8 protein-coding genes and 1 riboswitch are annotated in these 15,084 nt (G+C 60.6%); of the genes, 7 read left to right on the forward strand and 1 reads right to left on the reverse strand.

All coding sequences use genetic code 11. The features are described 5' to 3' along the window. Positions 1 to 308: 308 nt before the first annotated feature. The 6 genes from E0L15_RS03550 (at position 309) to E0L15_RS03575 (ending at position 7,931) form a co-directional block, all read left to right on the forward strand. Positions 309 to 1,085: an enoyl-CoA hydratase-related protein gene (locus E0L15_RS03550; RefSeq protein WP_168124566.1), complete on the forward strand. Its 777-nt coding sequence runs from the start codon at positions 309 to 311 to the stop codon at positions 1,083 to 1,085. Positions 1,086 to 1,593: 508 nt separating this feature from the next. Further along, positions 1,594 to 2,445 carry a 3-hydroxybutyryl-CoA dehydrogenase gene (locus tag E0L15_RS03555; RefSeq protein ID WP_168124567.1) on the forward strand — a complete coding sequence of 284 codons (852 nt, stop codon included), beginning with the start codon at positions 1,594 to 1,596 and terminating at the stop codon, positions 2,443 to 2,445. Between the two features lie 66 nt (positions 2,446 to 2,511). Further along, on the forward strand, positions 2,512 to 3,675 hold the full coding sequence (locus E0L15_RS03560; protein WP_087231523.1) for an acyl-CoA dehydrogenase: 1,164 nt from the start codon (positions 2,512 to 2,514) through the stop codon (positions 3,673 to 3,675). Positions 3,676 to 3,695: 20 nt separating this feature from the next. After that, positions 3,696 to 4,499: an electron transfer flavoprotein subunit beta/FixA family protein gene (locus E0L15_RS03565; RefSeq protein WP_168124568.1), complete on the forward strand. Its 804-nt coding sequence runs from the start codon at positions 3,696 to 3,698 to the stop codon at positions 4,497 to 4,499. Between the two features lie 18 nt (positions 4,500 to 4,517). Next, positions 4,518 to 5,624: an acryloyl-CoA reductase electron transfer subunit beta gene (gene acrA / locus E0L15_RS03570; RefSeq protein ID WP_168124569.1), complete on the forward strand. Its 1,107-nt coding sequence runs from the start codon at positions 4,518 to 4,520 to the stop codon at positions 5,622 to 5,624. A 500-nt stretch (positions 5,625 to 6,124) separates the two neighbouring features. Continuing rightward, positions 6,125 to 6,216: riboswitch (ZMP/ZTP riboswitch) on the forward strand. A 50-nt stretch (positions 6,217 to 6,266) separates the two neighbouring features. After that, a complete protein-coding gene (locus tag E0L15_RS03575; RefSeq protein ID WP_206020548.1) occupies positions 6,267 to 7,931 on the forward strand; it encodes a formate--tetrahydrofolate ligase in 1,665 nt (554 codons plus the stop codon). 55 nt (positions 7,932 to 7,986) lie between these two features. On the opposite strand, the gene E0L15_RS12525 is transcribed toward E0L15_RS03575, so the two are convergent. Next, positions 7,987 to 9,063, reverse strand: coding sequence for a metalloregulator ArsR/SmtB family transcription factor (locus E0L15_RS12525; RefSeq protein WP_168124571.1), 1,077 nt, complete (start codon positions 9,061 to 9,063; stop codon positions 7,987 to 7,989). Between the two features lie 232 nt (positions 9,064 to 9,295). Between E0L15_RS12525 and E0L15_RS03585 the strand changes: the two genes are divergently transcribed. Then, positions 9,296 to 15,028 carry a S8 family serine peptidase gene (locus E0L15_RS03585; protein WP_206020549.1) on the forward strand — a complete coding sequence of 1,911 codons (5,733 nt, stop codon included), beginning with the start codon at positions 9,296 to 9,298 and terminating at the stop codon, positions 15,026 to 15,028. Positions 15,029 to 15,084 lie beyond the last annotated feature (56 nt).

The following is a 15,084-nucleotide window of genomic DNA, read 5'->3' on the forward strand; positions in this document are numbered from 1 at the left end:
TAGGCTGTCGATTTTTTGCCCTGGAAATGGGCACTATGCACAAAAACATAGGAAAAAATACCGTTTGGAATGTACAGGTAATTATAAGAAAATTCCTTGCAAATGGGCCTGGAAAGCAGTATACTGGATGGCAGGAAGCGACATTCCGGATTTTTTTGCGGCAAATTTGTTAAAAAAATAACGACAAGTCTGCCGCTCGCCTTTTGTAAAGTCGTGTTAAAAATATAACGTTCCACCGCAGTTTGATGGAAATTCGATGAAGAAAAGGTAGTCTGGATGTAAAATTTGATTGCAAGGAGGCAATCCACATGTCATTTGTGAAGTTTGAAAAGCAGGGCAATGTGGCCGTTCTGACCATCGACCGTCCCGAGGCCCTCAACGCCCTGAACTCTCAGGTCCTGTGCGACCTGGACGCCGCCATCTCCCAGGTGGAGGCCGACGACGAGGTCCGTGTTGTGGTGCTCACTGGCGCTGGCCGTTCCTTCGTGGCTGGTGCTGATATCGGCGAGATGGTGAACTTCTCCGCCATTGACGGCAAGAAGTTCGGTGTCCACGGCGGCTCCATCTTCCTGCGTCTGGAGAACCTGTCCAAGCCCGTCATCGCTGCCATCAACGGTTTCGCTCTGGGCGGCGGCTGCGAGCTGGCCATGGCCTGTGACATCCGCATTGCCTCTGAGAAGGCCAAGTTCGGCCAGCCCGAGGTGGGCCTGGGCATCACCCCCGGCTTCGGCGGCACCCAGCGTCTGCCCCGCATCGTGGGCATCTCCAAGGCTATGGAGCTGATCCTCACCGCCAAGGTCATCGGCGCTGCCGAGGCCAAGGAGATCGGCCTGGTCTCCCAGGTGTACGCTCCCGAGGAGCTGATGGACAAGGCCCTGGAGCTGGCCAACGCCATCTGCGCCAACGCCCCCATCGCCGTGTCCGAGTCCAAGCGCTGCATCCGTATGGGCATGCAGACCGACATCGCCACCGGCTCCGCTTTCGAGGCTGAGGCCTTCGGCGTGACCTGCGGCACCGAGGATAAGAACGAGGGCATGGGCGCCTTCCTGGCCAAGCGCGCCGAGAAGAACTTCCAGAACAAGTAAGGGCTCTCAAGAAAGTACCAAGTTCTTCGCCCATGCACTCGTGGGGCCCCGCAAGGCGGGGCGGCGCTAGCGCCGACAAGTGTTTTGGCCTGGGCCAAAACCTTGAAATCGACGGAATTGATTTCCGGCGATTTGAGTGAAATCATGGGGTCCCCGCACGGTGTATCACACCGGGTGGGGCGGGCATGGGCGCCTTCCTGGCCAAGCGTGCCGAGAAGAACTTCCAGAACAAGTAAGCACCTCTTGGAAGGTAAGCCCTCGGCAGAGTTTCGCCGTCCGCAGACGGCGAAAGAAAATGAAATCCGTATTTTCTGAGGACATGTGCATCAGAAAATACACTTCTCAGCCCGCAAACGTGCGAGCAAGGCGAGTGCGATGCAGCGGGCTGCAATCTCCTCGAGAAAACGCTTGCGTTTTCGAGACATAGCTGAGAAGCACTTCCAGAACAAGTAAGCTATTTCCCTTATCATATATTAAAACTGGTCATTCCAGTGAGGAGGAACTTATCATGAAGAAAGTTGTAGTCATCGGTGGCGGCACCATGGGTCTGGACATCGCCCAGGTCTTCGCTCGCAAGGGCTTTGACGTGGTGGTCCGTGACATTAAGGACGAGATCATCCAGGCTTCCGAGGCCCGTCTGAACAAGGGTCTGGACAAGCTGGTGGCCAAGGGCAAGATGGACGAGGCTGGCAAGCAGGCCATCCTGGACAAGATGTCCTTCACCACCGACCTGAACGTTGCTGCTGATGCTGACCTGGTGGTTGAGGCCGCCATTGAGAACCTGGAGATCAAGAAGTCCATCTTCGCTGAGCTGGACGCCATCTGCAAGCCCGAGACCATCCTGGCTTCCAACACCTCTTCCATCTCCATCACCGCCATCGCTGCCGCTACCAAGCGTCCCGACCGCTTCATCGGCATGCACTTCTTCAACCCCGCCACCGTCATGAAGCTGGTGGAGGTCATCCGCGGCGCCAACACCTCCGACGAGACCTACAAGGCCATCTATGACCTGTCCGTGGAGATCGGCAAGGAGCCCGTGGAGGTCAACGAGGCCCCCGGTTTCGTGGTCAACAAGATCCTGATCCCCATGATCAACGAGGCCTGCGACCTGCTGTACACCGGCGTTGCCACTGCTGAGGGCATTGACACCGCCATGAAGCTGGGCGCCAACCACCCCATGGGCCCCCTGGCTCTGGGCGATCTGGTGGGTCTGGATGTGTGCCTGGCCATCATGGACACTCTGTACAATGAGACCCACGATCCCAAGTACCGCGCCTCCCTGCTGATGCGCAAGATGGTGCGCGCTGGCCACCTGGGCCGCAAGACCGGCAAGGGCTTCTTTGACTACACCAAGAAATAATTTGCTCCCATCCGGGGGGCGGCAATGCCACCCCCCGGTCTCATACTGATAAGGAGGAAACATTCCATGGATTTCAAACTGTCCAAAGAACAAGAAATGATGCGCAAGCTGTTCCGTGAGTTTGCGGAGAACGAGGTCAAGCCTCTGGCTGCCATGGTGGACGAGGAGGAGATGTTCCCCGAGAACACCGTCAAGAAGATGGCTGAGCTGGGCATGATGGGCATCTACTTCCCCAAGAAGTACGGCGGCGCTGGCGCCGACGTGGTGAGCTACGCCATGGCCGTGGAGGAGCTGTCCAAGGTCTGCGGCACCACCGGCGTTATCGTGTCCGCTCACACCAGCCTGTGCTGCGCTCCCATCTACGAGAACGGCACCGAGGAGCAGAAGATGAAGTATCTGCCCAAGCTGTGCTCTGGTGAGTGGCTGGGCGCCTTCGGTCTGACCGAGCCCGGCGCTGGTACCGACGCTCAGGGTCAGCAGACCACCGCCGTGCTGGATGAGTCCGGTGAGAACTGGATCATCAACGGCTCCAAGATCTTCATCACCAACGCTGGCTTCGCCAACGTGTTCGTCATCTTCGCCGTCACCGGCACTGTGCTGGACAAGCGCGGCCGCAAGAGCAAGGAGATCTCCGCTTTCATCGTGGAGCGCACCGATCCCGGCTTCAAGGTTGGTAAGCACGAGAAGAAGATGGGTATCCGCGGCTCCTCCACCTGCGAGCTGATTTTCGAGGATTGCGTCATTCCCAAGGACCGTCTGCTGGGCAAGCAGGGCAAGGGCTTTGCCATCGCCATGAAGACCCTGGACGGCGGCCGTATCGGCATCGCTGCTCAGGCTCTGGGCCTGGGCGAGGGCGCCGTGGAAGAGGCCATCAACTACACCAAGGAGCGCGTGCAGTTCGGTCGCCGCATTTCCCAGTTCCAGAACACCCAGTTCCAGCTGGCTGAGATGCACACCAAGATGCAGGCCGCTCAGTTCCTGGTCTACTCCGCCGCTGCCAAGAAGCAGGCTGGCGAGAAGTACACCATGGACGCCGCCATGGCCAAGCTCTTCGCTGCTGAGGCTGCCAGCGACGTGACCCGTCGTGCCGTTCAGCTGTTCGGTGGCTACGGCTACACCCGTGATTACCCCGTGGAGCGCATGATGCGTGACGCCAAGATCACCGAGATCTACGAGGGTACTTCCGAGGTTCAGCGTATGGTTATCGCTGCCAACCTGGGCATTAAGTAATTGAGGAGGAAGAGCGCATTATGAAAATCATTGTCTGTGTCAAGCAGGTGCCCGACACCTCCGGCAAGGTTGCTGTGAAGGCTGACGGCACCATGGACCGTGCCGCTATGGCCACCATCTCCAACCCCGATGATATGAACGCTCTGGAGGCCGCCCTCCAGATCAAGGATAAGAACCCCGATACCAAGGTGGTTGTCATCTCCATGGGTCCCCCTCCCACGGAGTCCATGCTGCGTGAGTGCCTGGCTATGGGCGCTGACGAGGCTGTGCTGGTGTCCGCCCGTGAGTTCGGCGGCGCTGATACCTTCGCCACCTCCACCACTCTGACCGCTGCCATCCGCAAGATCGGCGTGGAGAAGGACGACATCGTGTTCTGTGGCCGTCAGGCCATCGACGGTGACACCGCTCAGGTCGGTCCCCAGATCGCTGAGAAGCTGGGCATTCCCCAGGTCACCTATGTCACCGGCATCGACTACACCGACGGCCAGCTCACCGTTCGCCGCGAGCTGGAGGATGGCTACATGACCATCAAGGTGCAGACCCCCTGCCTGCTGACCTGCATCAAGGAGCTGAACACTCCCCGTTACATGCGTGTGGCTGGCATCATGGATTGCTATTCCAAGCCCTACACCGTGCTGGACTTCAACACTCTGGTGGACGATCCCATGGTGGAGTTGGAGACTGTCGGCCTGAAGGGCTCTCCCACTCAGGTGTACAAGTCCTTCTCTCCCCCCGTCAAGGGCGCTGGCACCATGCTGGAAGGTGCCGACAAGGCCACCTGCGAGCAGCTGGTGTCCATTCTGGGCGAGAAGCACATCATTTAAGGGAAGGAGCACTGAATTATGGCTTTCAATAGTAAAGACACCGCCGCCTTCAAGGGCGTGTGGGTATTCTGCGAGCAGCGCGACGGCGTCATCCTGAGCACCGGCTACCAGCTGCTCAGCGAGGGCCGCAAGCTGGCCAACGATCTGGGCGTGGAGCTGTGCGGCGTGCTGCTGGGCCACGAGGTCAACGAGACCTACGCCAAGGCTCTGGGCGGCTACGGCGCTGACCGCGTGTACATCTGCGATCACCCCCTGCTGAAGGACTACACCACCGATGCCTACACCAAGGTCATCTGCGACCTGGTGGAGGACAAGAAGCCCGAGATCTTCCTCATCGGCGCTACCAACATCGGCCGTGACCTGGGCCCCCGTGTGGCTGCCCGTCTGAAGACCGGTCTGACCGCTGACTGCACCCACCTGGACGTGGATGTGGAGAAGTACAAGGCCTTCCTGAAGACCACCTCCACCATTGACGTGGACAACACCAAGTTCGAGGAGAACACCAACCTGAAGATGACCCGTCCCGCCTTTGGCGGCCACCTGATGGCCACCATCGTGTGCCCCGACTATCGTCCTCAGATGTCCACCGTGCGTCCCGGCGTGATGCAGACCCAGGCCTACAACGAGGAGACCGCTGCTAAGACCGTCCTGGAGAAGGTGGACGTGCAGCTGACCAAGGAAGACATTCACGTGGACCTGGTGGAGATCGTCAAGTCCGCCAAGAAGGCCGTGGACCTGATTGGCGCCGACGTGGTTGTCTCCGTGGGCCGTGGTATCAGCGCCGACCCCAAGCGTGGTCTGGAGATCGCTGAGGAGCTGGCCAACGTCCTGGGCGGCGTGGTTGGCGCTTCCCGTGCCGTGGTGGACGACGGCTACATCGGTGTGGACCACCAGGTTGGTCAGACCGGTAAAACCGTTCACCCCAAGATCTATGTGGCCCTGGGCATTTCCGGCGCCATTCAGCACGTGTCCGGCATGCAGGACGCTGAGTGCATCATCGCCGTGAACAAGAATGCCAACGCCCCCATCTTCGACGTGGCTACCTACGGCATCACCGGCGACCTGTTCAAGGTTGGCCCCATGCTGACTGAGGCCATTGCCAAGTACAAGGCTGAGAAGGCCTAAGTTGCATTTTTTAAGACTGGCTTCCCTTCGGGGAGGCCAGTCTTTTTCTATTTAGGCCACTTTTGGGCCTAAATAGAAAAAGACAATGAAGAATGATAAATGAAAAATGATGAATGCAGGCCCTTTTATGCAGTGCATCCCCAGACATACGCAGATGGGGCAAGCATGGGTAGGGGAGGGGCTTGCCCCTCCCAAATCTCCCAGGGCAAGGCCAGGGTAGCCACGGGCCGGGCAAGCCACGGCCCCTACGCAGCAAAACCGTTGGAAATACTAGGCATAGAGCAGGGGAAATGCTCGCTTTAGCAGAATAGAAAACTACCAGTTCCGGCCCTGCGTAATTTTGGAAAAAACCTGGAATCCCTTGCACCACAACGGGTTGAGGTTGTTGAAAACTTTGTGGAAGCTGTGGATAACTTCCTGTAATCTCCGGGTAAAGCCTGTGGGAAGGGAGGGCAAAGCGGGGAAAGGCCTTGACGGGTGTGGGCGGGCATGGTAAGATAAACCTGCTGTATGACTGACGGAAGTGGAGTGACCACGTGGAGTACAGCCGACGCCCATGTGCGCCGTATTGCCGACCGTCTGGGCGCACGAGAAATCAGTGCGCCCTTTTTTGTTTTTGTGGCGCAGGAAGGAGCATGGAAGATGAAAACAGACATTCAAATTGCCCAGGAGGCCCAGATGCTGCCCATCGGACAGGTGGCGTCCATGGCCGGGATTGACGAGAACCTGCTGGAGTATTACGGCAAGGTGAAGGCCAAGATCGACATCACCCCGTTGCGCAATGTGCCCCGGAAGGGCAAGCTGATTCTGGTCACCGCCATCAACCCCACCCCCGCCGGAGAGGGCAAGACCACCACCTCGGTAGGGTTAGCCGATGCCCTGCGCCGCATGGATAAAAACGTGATGCTCTGCCTCCGGGAGCCCTCTTTGGGCCCCGTGTTCGGCGTGAAGGGCGGCGCTGCCGGCGGCGGCTACGCCCAGGTGGTGCCCATGGAGGACATCAACCTCCACTTCACCGGCGACTTCCACGCTATCGGTGCGGCCAACAACCTGCTGGCCGCCATGCTGGACAACCACATTCAGCAGGGCAATGCCCTGGGCATTGACGTGAAGAAGATCACCTGGCGCCGCTGCGTGGACATGAACGACCGCCAGCTGCGCAACATTGTGGACGGCCTGGGTGGCCGGATGCAGGGTGTGCCCCGGGAGGACGGCTTCGATATCACCGTGGCCAGCGAGATTATGGCTGTGCTGTGCCTGGCCACCGGCCTGTCCGACCTGAAGGAGCGGCTGGGCCGCATGATCGTGGGCTACACCTACGATGACAAGCCCGTCACCGCCGCCGATTTGAAGGCCCAGGGTGCCATGGCTGCCCTCTTGAAGGACGCCATCAAGCCCAACCTGGTGCAGACCCTGGAGCACACCCCCGCTCTGGTCCACGGCGGCCCCTTCGCCAACATCGCCCACGGCTGCAACTCCGTCTCTGCCACCGACACCGCTTTGAAGCTGGCCGACTACGTGGTCACCGAGGCGGGCTTCGGCGCCGATCTGGGCGCTGAGAAGTTCCTGGACATCAAGTGCCGGGCCGCCGGGCTCACCCCCGACGCCGTGGTCATCGTGGCCACGGTCAAGGCTTTGAAGTACAACGGCGGTGTGCCCAAGACCGAGCTGGGGGCTGAGAACCTGGAGGCCCTGGAGCGTGGCCTGCCCAACCTGCTCAAGCACGTGGAGAACATCACCCGTGTGTTCGGCCTGCCCGCCGTGGTGGCCATCAACCGCTTCGCCAATGACACCGAGGCCGAGCTGAACCTCATCCGCACCCACTGCCAGGAGCTGGGGGTCAATGTGGCCCTGTCCGAGGTGTGGGGCAAGGGCGGCGAGGGCGGCCTGGAGCTGGCCGAGGAAGTGCTGCGCCTGTGCGACCAGCCCCAGGACTTCCACTACGCCTACGACCTGGACCTGCCCTTGAAGGACAAGATTCAGGCCATCGTGGAGAAGGTGTACGGCGGCGCTGGCGTGCACTACACCGCAGCCGCTGCCAAGGAGCTGGCCCGTCTGGAGGCCATGGGCTTTGACAAGCTGCCTGTGTGCATGGCCAAGACCCAGTACTCCCTGTCCGACGACGCCACCCAGCTGGGACGGCCCGAGGGCTTCACCATCACCGTGTCTAAGGTGAAGGTGTCCGCCGGCGCTGGCTTCGTGGTGGTGCAGACCGGCGACATCATGACCATGCCCGGCCTGCCCAAGGTGCCTGCCGCCGAGAAGATCGACGTGGACGAAAACGGCGTCATCTCCGGCCTGTTCTGAGATATAAAATGCGTTTGGCGGCCATCCCCCCACGGGGATGGCCGCCATTTTTGCGTCATTTTTTGCCGAACAGCGCCGCCTGCCGCTCCAAAAACAGCTGGACCTGTTCTTCGTCCAGGGTGTAAAAGGTGCGGTTTCCGTGGATGGTGCACTGCACCAGGCCGCAGTCAGAGAGCTTATTCATATGGTGGTGGATGGTGTTGCGGCTCAGGGAGAAGCGGGTGGACAGCTCCTGCACATAGGCGGTGCGTCCCCGCAGATAGCACAGAATGTCAAACCGGGTGGAGTCCCCCAACAGGCGGTAGGTTTCGCACACCTGGTCCTGGGCGGAGGTGCGGCCGCTGACCAGCTCCATGAGCTCTCGCCGCAGCACGCCGCCGTAGATGCGCACCTGGCCGGGGGCCTCGTCAAAGGTCAGGTTAGTGTCCGCCCCAAAGAGGAAGGGGTGAAGGGTGTAGGTGGTCTCCGGGGCGGGGCGCAGGTGGGACAGCTGGGTGAAAAACTCCAGCTGGGACAGGGGGGCGCACTGTTGGAGATAGGGGGCGGCCAGCTCTTCCAGCTGCGCCTGGTGTTCCTCCAGGTGGGCCACAATGGGGCGCAGGCACGCCAAGGCCCGCGCTCCCACCGCCCGGTGGTTGCGGGAGAGCTCCAGCAGGGCCACCTTGGTGGAGTCCGGGGCGTTGAGCCCCAGCACCAGGTCGGTGAAGACCTGGGCATCCATCCGGCGCTGGTTGGGCAGGTCGTCCTCGAAGATGCTGGCAATGCCCCAGACCACCTCCTCCCGGTCCAGTCCGTCCACCAGCTGGGAGAAGGCCTCCCAATCCCCCTGAAATCGGTCCAGCAGGGGATAGAGGAGGAAGAAGGCGGGAGAGCTGGAGCCGATGGTGTTGTAGGGGAAGCCCTCCAGGTTGCCAAACAGCGCCTGGATTTCCTTTTCCTCGGCAGTGACCACCCGGTCCAGCTGGTGGGTGAGGGCCTTGAGTCGCTCCAGGGCCTGGCACAGAGCGGGGCTGGGCAGCACCTTGCGCTGCTGAATGCGCTGCTCCATCTGGTCCCAGGTTTTGTTGCTGGCACGCCGTCCCAGATAGGCCAGTGCTTCCAGAATGAGGTTTGGTTTGTGTCGAATTATCATAGAAATTCCTTTCTGCCCCGGAGTTTCAGCTGATACGGTAAGATTGGCTGGGGCTTGCAGTTGACAATTTTTTGGAGAGTTGACAATTTCTCTTGACAAAGGGAATGGGTGGAGGTATCATTTGACCATGACATACGCCTATCGTACAAAACGAACGATGTCTATATGATAGCATGGCAGAGCCCTTTGGGCAATGGGGGTATGTGAGATTCAGATAGAAGGGAGAAGAACAATGGAAAAAGTCAGAAAAAGCATGGCAATGTTACTTGCCGTCATGATGCTGGCTGGCGCACTTCCCGGCGAGGCTTGGGCTGAGGGCACTCAGACCAATGAGCGCACGGTCCAGGCCCAGGAAGTGGAGTCCGAGTCCCGGGTGCAATACCAGGACGCCCAGGACGACAGCCAGCCCCGATATGCAGAGGATGAGGTGGTAACCGTCATCGTGGAGATGGAAGCTCCTGCTGTGATGGATTACTACCAGGTCAGCAGCTACGCTGCCTCTGTGGGCGACGAGACCAGCGCTGGTGAGGCGGTGTCTGAGTACCTGGCCTCCGCCGATGCCCAGCAGACCACCCAGCAGCTGCTGGACGATCAGCAGGGCATCATCGACCAGGTGACCGCTCTGGCCGCTCAGCAGCCTGCGGTGACCGATGCCACCGAAGAAAACAGCGGTGAGCCGGTTGGTACCATTGTAGGCCAGTGGGCCACTCTGGTCAATGCCATGGCTATCCGGGTGCCCTACAGCGCTCTGGATGAAATTCGCAACCTGGACGGGGTCAAGCGGGCCTATGTGGAGCTGGTGTATGACCGGCCCGAAGAGACCAGCGGCACCGTGGACGGGGACAAGGCCTGGTACTCCTACAGCTATGATAAGGTAGGGGTGGAAGGTGTCTGGAGCCAGGGCTACACCGGTCAGGGTATACTGGTGGCCGTGCTGGACACCGGCCTGGACCTGAAGTGGGGCGTGACCCAGAACGAGGATGGCACCCAGGGCCGCGGCGTGGTGCGGGTCCACGAGGCCTTCACCGACAACTCCTTTAAAAACGACCCCAGCGATGCCGAGAGCGGCTGGAATCTGCGCTACACCTCTGAGAGCCTGGCTGCCTTCCTGGAGGACAACCAGCTCAACTCCACCACGGGTGCCGATGGCGGCGTGATCGTGTGGGACTACAACGGTCTTTATAAGAACCTCAAGGTGCCCTACGCCTGTGACTACGCAGACGGCGACATCAACGTCCTGCCCACCTCCAGCGACCACGGCACCCACGTCTCCGGTACGGTGGCGGGCTATGCCGAGACCAGCGAGGGCGAGGTCATTTTCTCCGGCGTGGCCCCCGATGCCCAGATCATGATGATGAAGGTGTTCCCCGATCAGGACGGCGGCGCCCAGCAGTCTGTGACCCTCAACGCTCTGGAGGATGCTCTGGCCTTGGGCGCCGATGTCATCAACCTGAGCTTGGGTTCTGACAACGGCTTTGCCGACGATGACACCATGCAGAACGAGCTGTATGCCAAGATTGAGGCCGCTGGCATCGTGCTCATGACCTCCGCCGGCAACAGCAGCTACTCCTCTGCCAGCAACAACTATGGGGACAACCCCCTGACCTCCAACGTGGACACCGCTATGATGTCCTCTCCTGCCATTTACGACTCCAACCTGAGCATTGCCTCTCTGGAGAACTCCATCCAGGTACAGTCCTACCTGACCTGGACCAACGAGGACGGGGAAGTGCGGGAGATCTCCTACACCGACCCCTGGACCGTGGCCATGAAGGCCACCTTCGCCGACGGCAAGGAGTACCCCGTCTACCTGGTAGAGGGCACCGGTACCTGGAGCGACTACAACGCCGTGGGCTGGTACAATGAGTACTCCAATCAAAATGGCAAGACCGGCTTTGCCCTGGTCAAGCGCGGCGACCTGTCCTTTGCCGATAAGGTCACCAACGCCCAGTCCTTCTCCACTGTGGTCAACGGAGAGAAACGGGGCATTCTGGGCGTGCTGATCTATGACAGCGATCCCAATGCCACGGAACTGATCAACATCAGCGTGGAGAACACCAGCCTCACCAGCGCCTTTATCAACGGCCAGGACGGCGCTGCCATGGAGGCTGCCCTCAAGGCAGGTCAGTCCGTGAACATCGTGGTTCCCGACGCAGACAAGGCCGTGGAGAGCCCCACCGATGGTCAGATGTCCACCTTCTCCTCCTGGGGCGCCGGTCCCAGCCTGGAGCTGAAGCCTGAGATCACCGCCCCCGGCGGCAACATCTGGTCCACCATCATTGACCAGCTGAACACCGCCGACCAGGGCTACACCGGCAGCTACGGCATGATGAGCGGTACCTCCATGGCCGCCCCCCACATGACCGGTATTGCCACTCTGGTGCGCCAGTACGTGCAGTCCAGCGCAGCCTTTGCCGGCAAGGAGCCCGGTGAGGTGGGCGACATCGTCAACCAGCTGCTGGTGAGCACCGCCGTGCCTCAGACCGATACCAATGGCGTGTACTACTCTCCCCGTCAGCAGGGCGCCGGTCTGGTCAACGCCACCGCCGCCGTGGAGACCCCTGCCTACGTCACCGTGGACGGTCAGAACGTGGGCAAGCTGGAGCTGTTGGACGACCCCGACCGCACCGGCAGCTACGACATCACCTTTGATGTACACAACATTTCCGACAAGGCCGTGACCTACAATGTGGCCATCACCCTCATGCGCCCTGCCACCGAGACGGTGGACAGCGCCTGGGGTGAGCGGGACACCATGATGCACCAGGACGTGGTCATCAAGACTGTGGAGCTGGGCCAGGTCACCGTGGAGGCGGGCCAGACCGTCACCTTCTCCAAGACTGTGACCCTCACCGACAGTGAGAAGGCCCAGCTGGACCAGCTGTTTGAAAACGGCGTGTATGTGGAGGGCTTTGTCTCCCTCACCGACACCGCCGGCACCGCTCCTACCCTGGGCCTGCCCATGCTGGCCTTCTACGGCGACTGGACTGCCGCCCCCATCTTTGACCAGGGCGACTGGACCGACGAGGCCGAGGACGGCGAGAACGTGATGAACAACGAGTCCACCTGGGGCGTGTCCCTGATGGGCTGCACCATGATCAACTGGAGCTCCGGGGGGATCGTCGGCTACCTGGACCTGGGCCAGAATCCCTTTGACTCCGACGCTGTCATGAACCAGACCCTCTATCACGAGGAGAACATCACCATCTCGCCCAACGGAGACGAGTACTTCGACCGCATCGACGACTACATTCTCTATCAGCTCCGTGATGCCAAGATGATTGTGGTGCGGGTCACCGATGCCGAGACCGGTGAGGTGTACTTTGCCGACTGGAACTCTTACATCACCCGTACCCTGTACAACGCCTCTTACGCCACCGCCATTCCCCAGAGTGCCATGTACTACGGCCTCATTCCCACCTGGGACGGCACCGACCAGGAGGGCAACGTCCTGCCCAGCGGCACCCAGTGCAAGTATGAGATCATCGCCTACGGCGAGGGTGACTACGGCGACAAGGTGTACAACGAGGAAGTGGGCTATGACATCACCAACTTTGACGCCGTGGCCGCTGGGGAGCTCACTCCCACCTTCAACGGCCATGAGATGGACATGACCGGCGACGTGATCTCCTTCTCCGTCACCGTGGACACCGTGGCCCCCGAGCTGGAGAACAACACCGTCTCCATCTACGAGAAGAATGGCCGCACCTACATGACCGGCACCGTCTATGACGAGGACGGCTCTCTGGCCAATATCGAGGTCTCCCCCTATGTGGTCCGTACCTATAAGGACGGCTACGGCGATCCCAACTACTCCGAGGTGGGCGTGGATGCCACCAACGCCTTCCTGGTGGAGAACTTCTATGACCCCGCCGTGAAGACCCACACCTTCACCGTGGACGTCACCGAGTACGCCCACACCGTTGAGAGCTATCCCGGCGAGAACAGCTACTATGACTTCGAGTGGACCGGCAACGTGCTGGTGTCCTGCGGCGACTACGGCGCCAATGACCGCAGCTATGCCATCACCGTGGATTCCACCCAGGGCCTGGTGCTGTCTCAGACCTCCGCTCTGCTCCATCCCGGCAGCACCTTCGACCTGAGTGTCATCGACAACACCGACCAGGAGGGCGCTATGACCCGTACCTCCAGCAACCCCGAGGTGGTCACCGTTGACGATTACGGCCATGTCACTGCGGTGGCTCCCGGCCAGGCCGTGATCACCGTGGCCAAGGGCGACGCCAGCGCTACCTGCGTGGTGGCGGTGGAGGAAGTGCCCACCGTGGTGGAAGACTTCGACCTATCCATCCAGAGCTTTGACGGCCTGAAGCCCGACGGCCAGGTGGTGGTGAAGGTGGAAAACCTCCAGCCCGCCAATGTGGATCTCTCCGAGATTCGCTGGACGGTGTGGGAGGATGAGGACTACGCCGAGGACTATGCTGAGGGTCTCGTTGATGTGGACCAGTACACCAGCGATGGACTCTCCGGCGTGCTCTACCTCACCGTGTCCACCTCTCAGGAGGGCCTGGAGCTGCCCGAGGGCAACGGCCGCCTGGATGTGACCCTCAACGGTGTCACCCGTTCCATGGACATCAACTGGGACGACATCTACACCACTTCCGATCAGGACGACCTGGTCTCTGACATGGCCATGGGCGACCAGGTGGTATACGTGGATCAGGGCCAGACCGCCGAGCTGGTGGCCAAGTATCGCCAGAACAAGCTCCACGAGACCAGTGAAGTGCTCACCGAGCTCACCGGTCTGCAGCTGGACGGACCCGACTTCTACTATGTGGGCGGTACCTATGATGGCACCCTGGTCAACGAAGAGGGATATGAGCTGCCCGAGGAAATCCACCTGTACACCCGGTACAACTACGCCGACGGCTCCACCTACGATGTGGAAATCGTCAACTACAGCTGGTACCATGCCTATGACTATGACCCCGAGACCGGCGTGCTCCACGTCAATTACGCCCCCAACGGTGCCAACAACAACCTGGTAATCAAGGCAGAGGGTGTGGAATCCCAGGGCGCTGAGGCTGGCACCATGTCCGGCCAGACCTGGACCCGTCCCGATTCCCTGTATGGTCCCTTTGACTGGACCGTCACTTCCGGCAACGGCGAGCTGACTCAGGGTACGGTAGAGGACAACTGGGGCCAGGAGATCAATGCGGCTCTGTACACCCCCTCCGAGCCCGGCGTGAGCTACATCACCGCCACCACCAAGGACGGCCAGTACTCCGTCAATTTCGCCGTGGTATGCCAGGGCGTGATGGCTGATACCTTGGATTTGGACACCCACAGAATGGACCTGGAGGCTGGCCAGAGCCAGACCCTCACCGCCACTCTGAGCCCCGAGCCCACTCTGGCCGAGGATGCCCAGGTGCGCTACATCAGCTTCAACCCCGATGTGGCCTCTGTGGATGAAAACGGTGTGGTCACCGCCCACAAGGAGGGCTATGCCTACCTGAAGGTGGAGAGCGTGGCCGACAACCAGGTCACCAGCTACTGCGTGGTCAAGGTCACCGGTAACATGTATCAGGTGAAGTTCGTGGACGACACCGGCAACATCTACAAGCTGGTGGAAGTGGCCGAGGGCAGCTGCGTGTCCAAGCCCCAGGACCCCGTGCGGGAGGGTTACACCTTCGACGGCTGGTTTATGGACGAGGACGGCACCCAGGCCTACGACTTCAACACCCCTGTGGACGCTGACCTGACCCTGTACGCCCACTGGACCAAGGAAGACACCGAGCCCACCCCCAATCCCGGTGGTGACGGCGGCTCCCAGGGCGGCGGCAGCGGTACCGGCGACGGTTCCCAGACCGGGGGCAACACCAAGCCTGACGGTTCCGTCCCCGGCACCGGCGACGAGAGCAACCTGATTGTGCCCATGGCCACTCTGGTGTGCGCCATGGCAGGCGTGGCCGTGCTAAGCGTGGTGCGCCGCAAGGAAGAGGACTAAAACCGAACTTCCAAAACGCATAAAGGCGGGGCGGGATTTTTCCGGCCCCGCCTTGT

Origin of the sequence: Pseudoflavonifractor sp. SW1122, from assembly GCF_012027765.1 — a bacterium.
GTDB classification, from domain to species: domain Bacteria; phylum Bacillota; class Clostridia; order Oscillospirales; family Oscillospiraceae; genus Enterenecus; species Enterenecus faecium.

Excerpts from the sequence above, each read along its gene's own strand:
- E0L15_RS03560 (WP_087231523.1), top strand. The coding sequence starts at position 2,512 with ATGGATTTCAAACTGTCCAAAGAACAAGAAATGATGCGCAAGCTGTTC.
- E0L15_RS03565 (WP_168124568.1), top strand. The coding sequence starts at position 3,696 with ATGAAAATCATTGTCTGTGTCAAGCAGGTGCCCGACACCTCCGGCAAG.
- E0L15_RS03555 (WP_168124567.1), top strand. The coding sequence starts at position 1,594 with ATGAAGAAAGTTGTAGTCATCGGTGGCGGCACCATGGGTCTGGACATC.
- E0L15_RS03550 (WP_168124566.1), top strand. The coding sequence starts at position 309 with ATGTCATTTGTGAAGTTTGAAAAGCAGGGCAATGTGGCCGTTCTGACC.
- E0L15_RS12525 (WP_168124571.1), bottom strand. The coding sequence starts at position 9,063 with ATGATAATTCGACACAAACCAAACCTCATTCTGGAAGCACTGGCCTAT.
- acrA (WP_168124569.1), top strand. The coding sequence starts at position 4,518 with ATGGCTTTCAATAGTAAAGACACCGCCGCCTTCAAGGGCGTGTGGGTA.
- E0L15_RS03575 (WP_206020548.1), top strand. The coding sequence starts at position 6,267 with ATGAAAACAGACATTCAAATTGCCCAGGAGGCCCAGATGCTGCCCATC.
- E0L15_RS03585 (WP_206020549.1), top strand. The coding sequence starts at position 9,296 with ATGGAAAAAGTCAGAAAAAGCATGGCAATGTTACTTGCCGTCATGATG.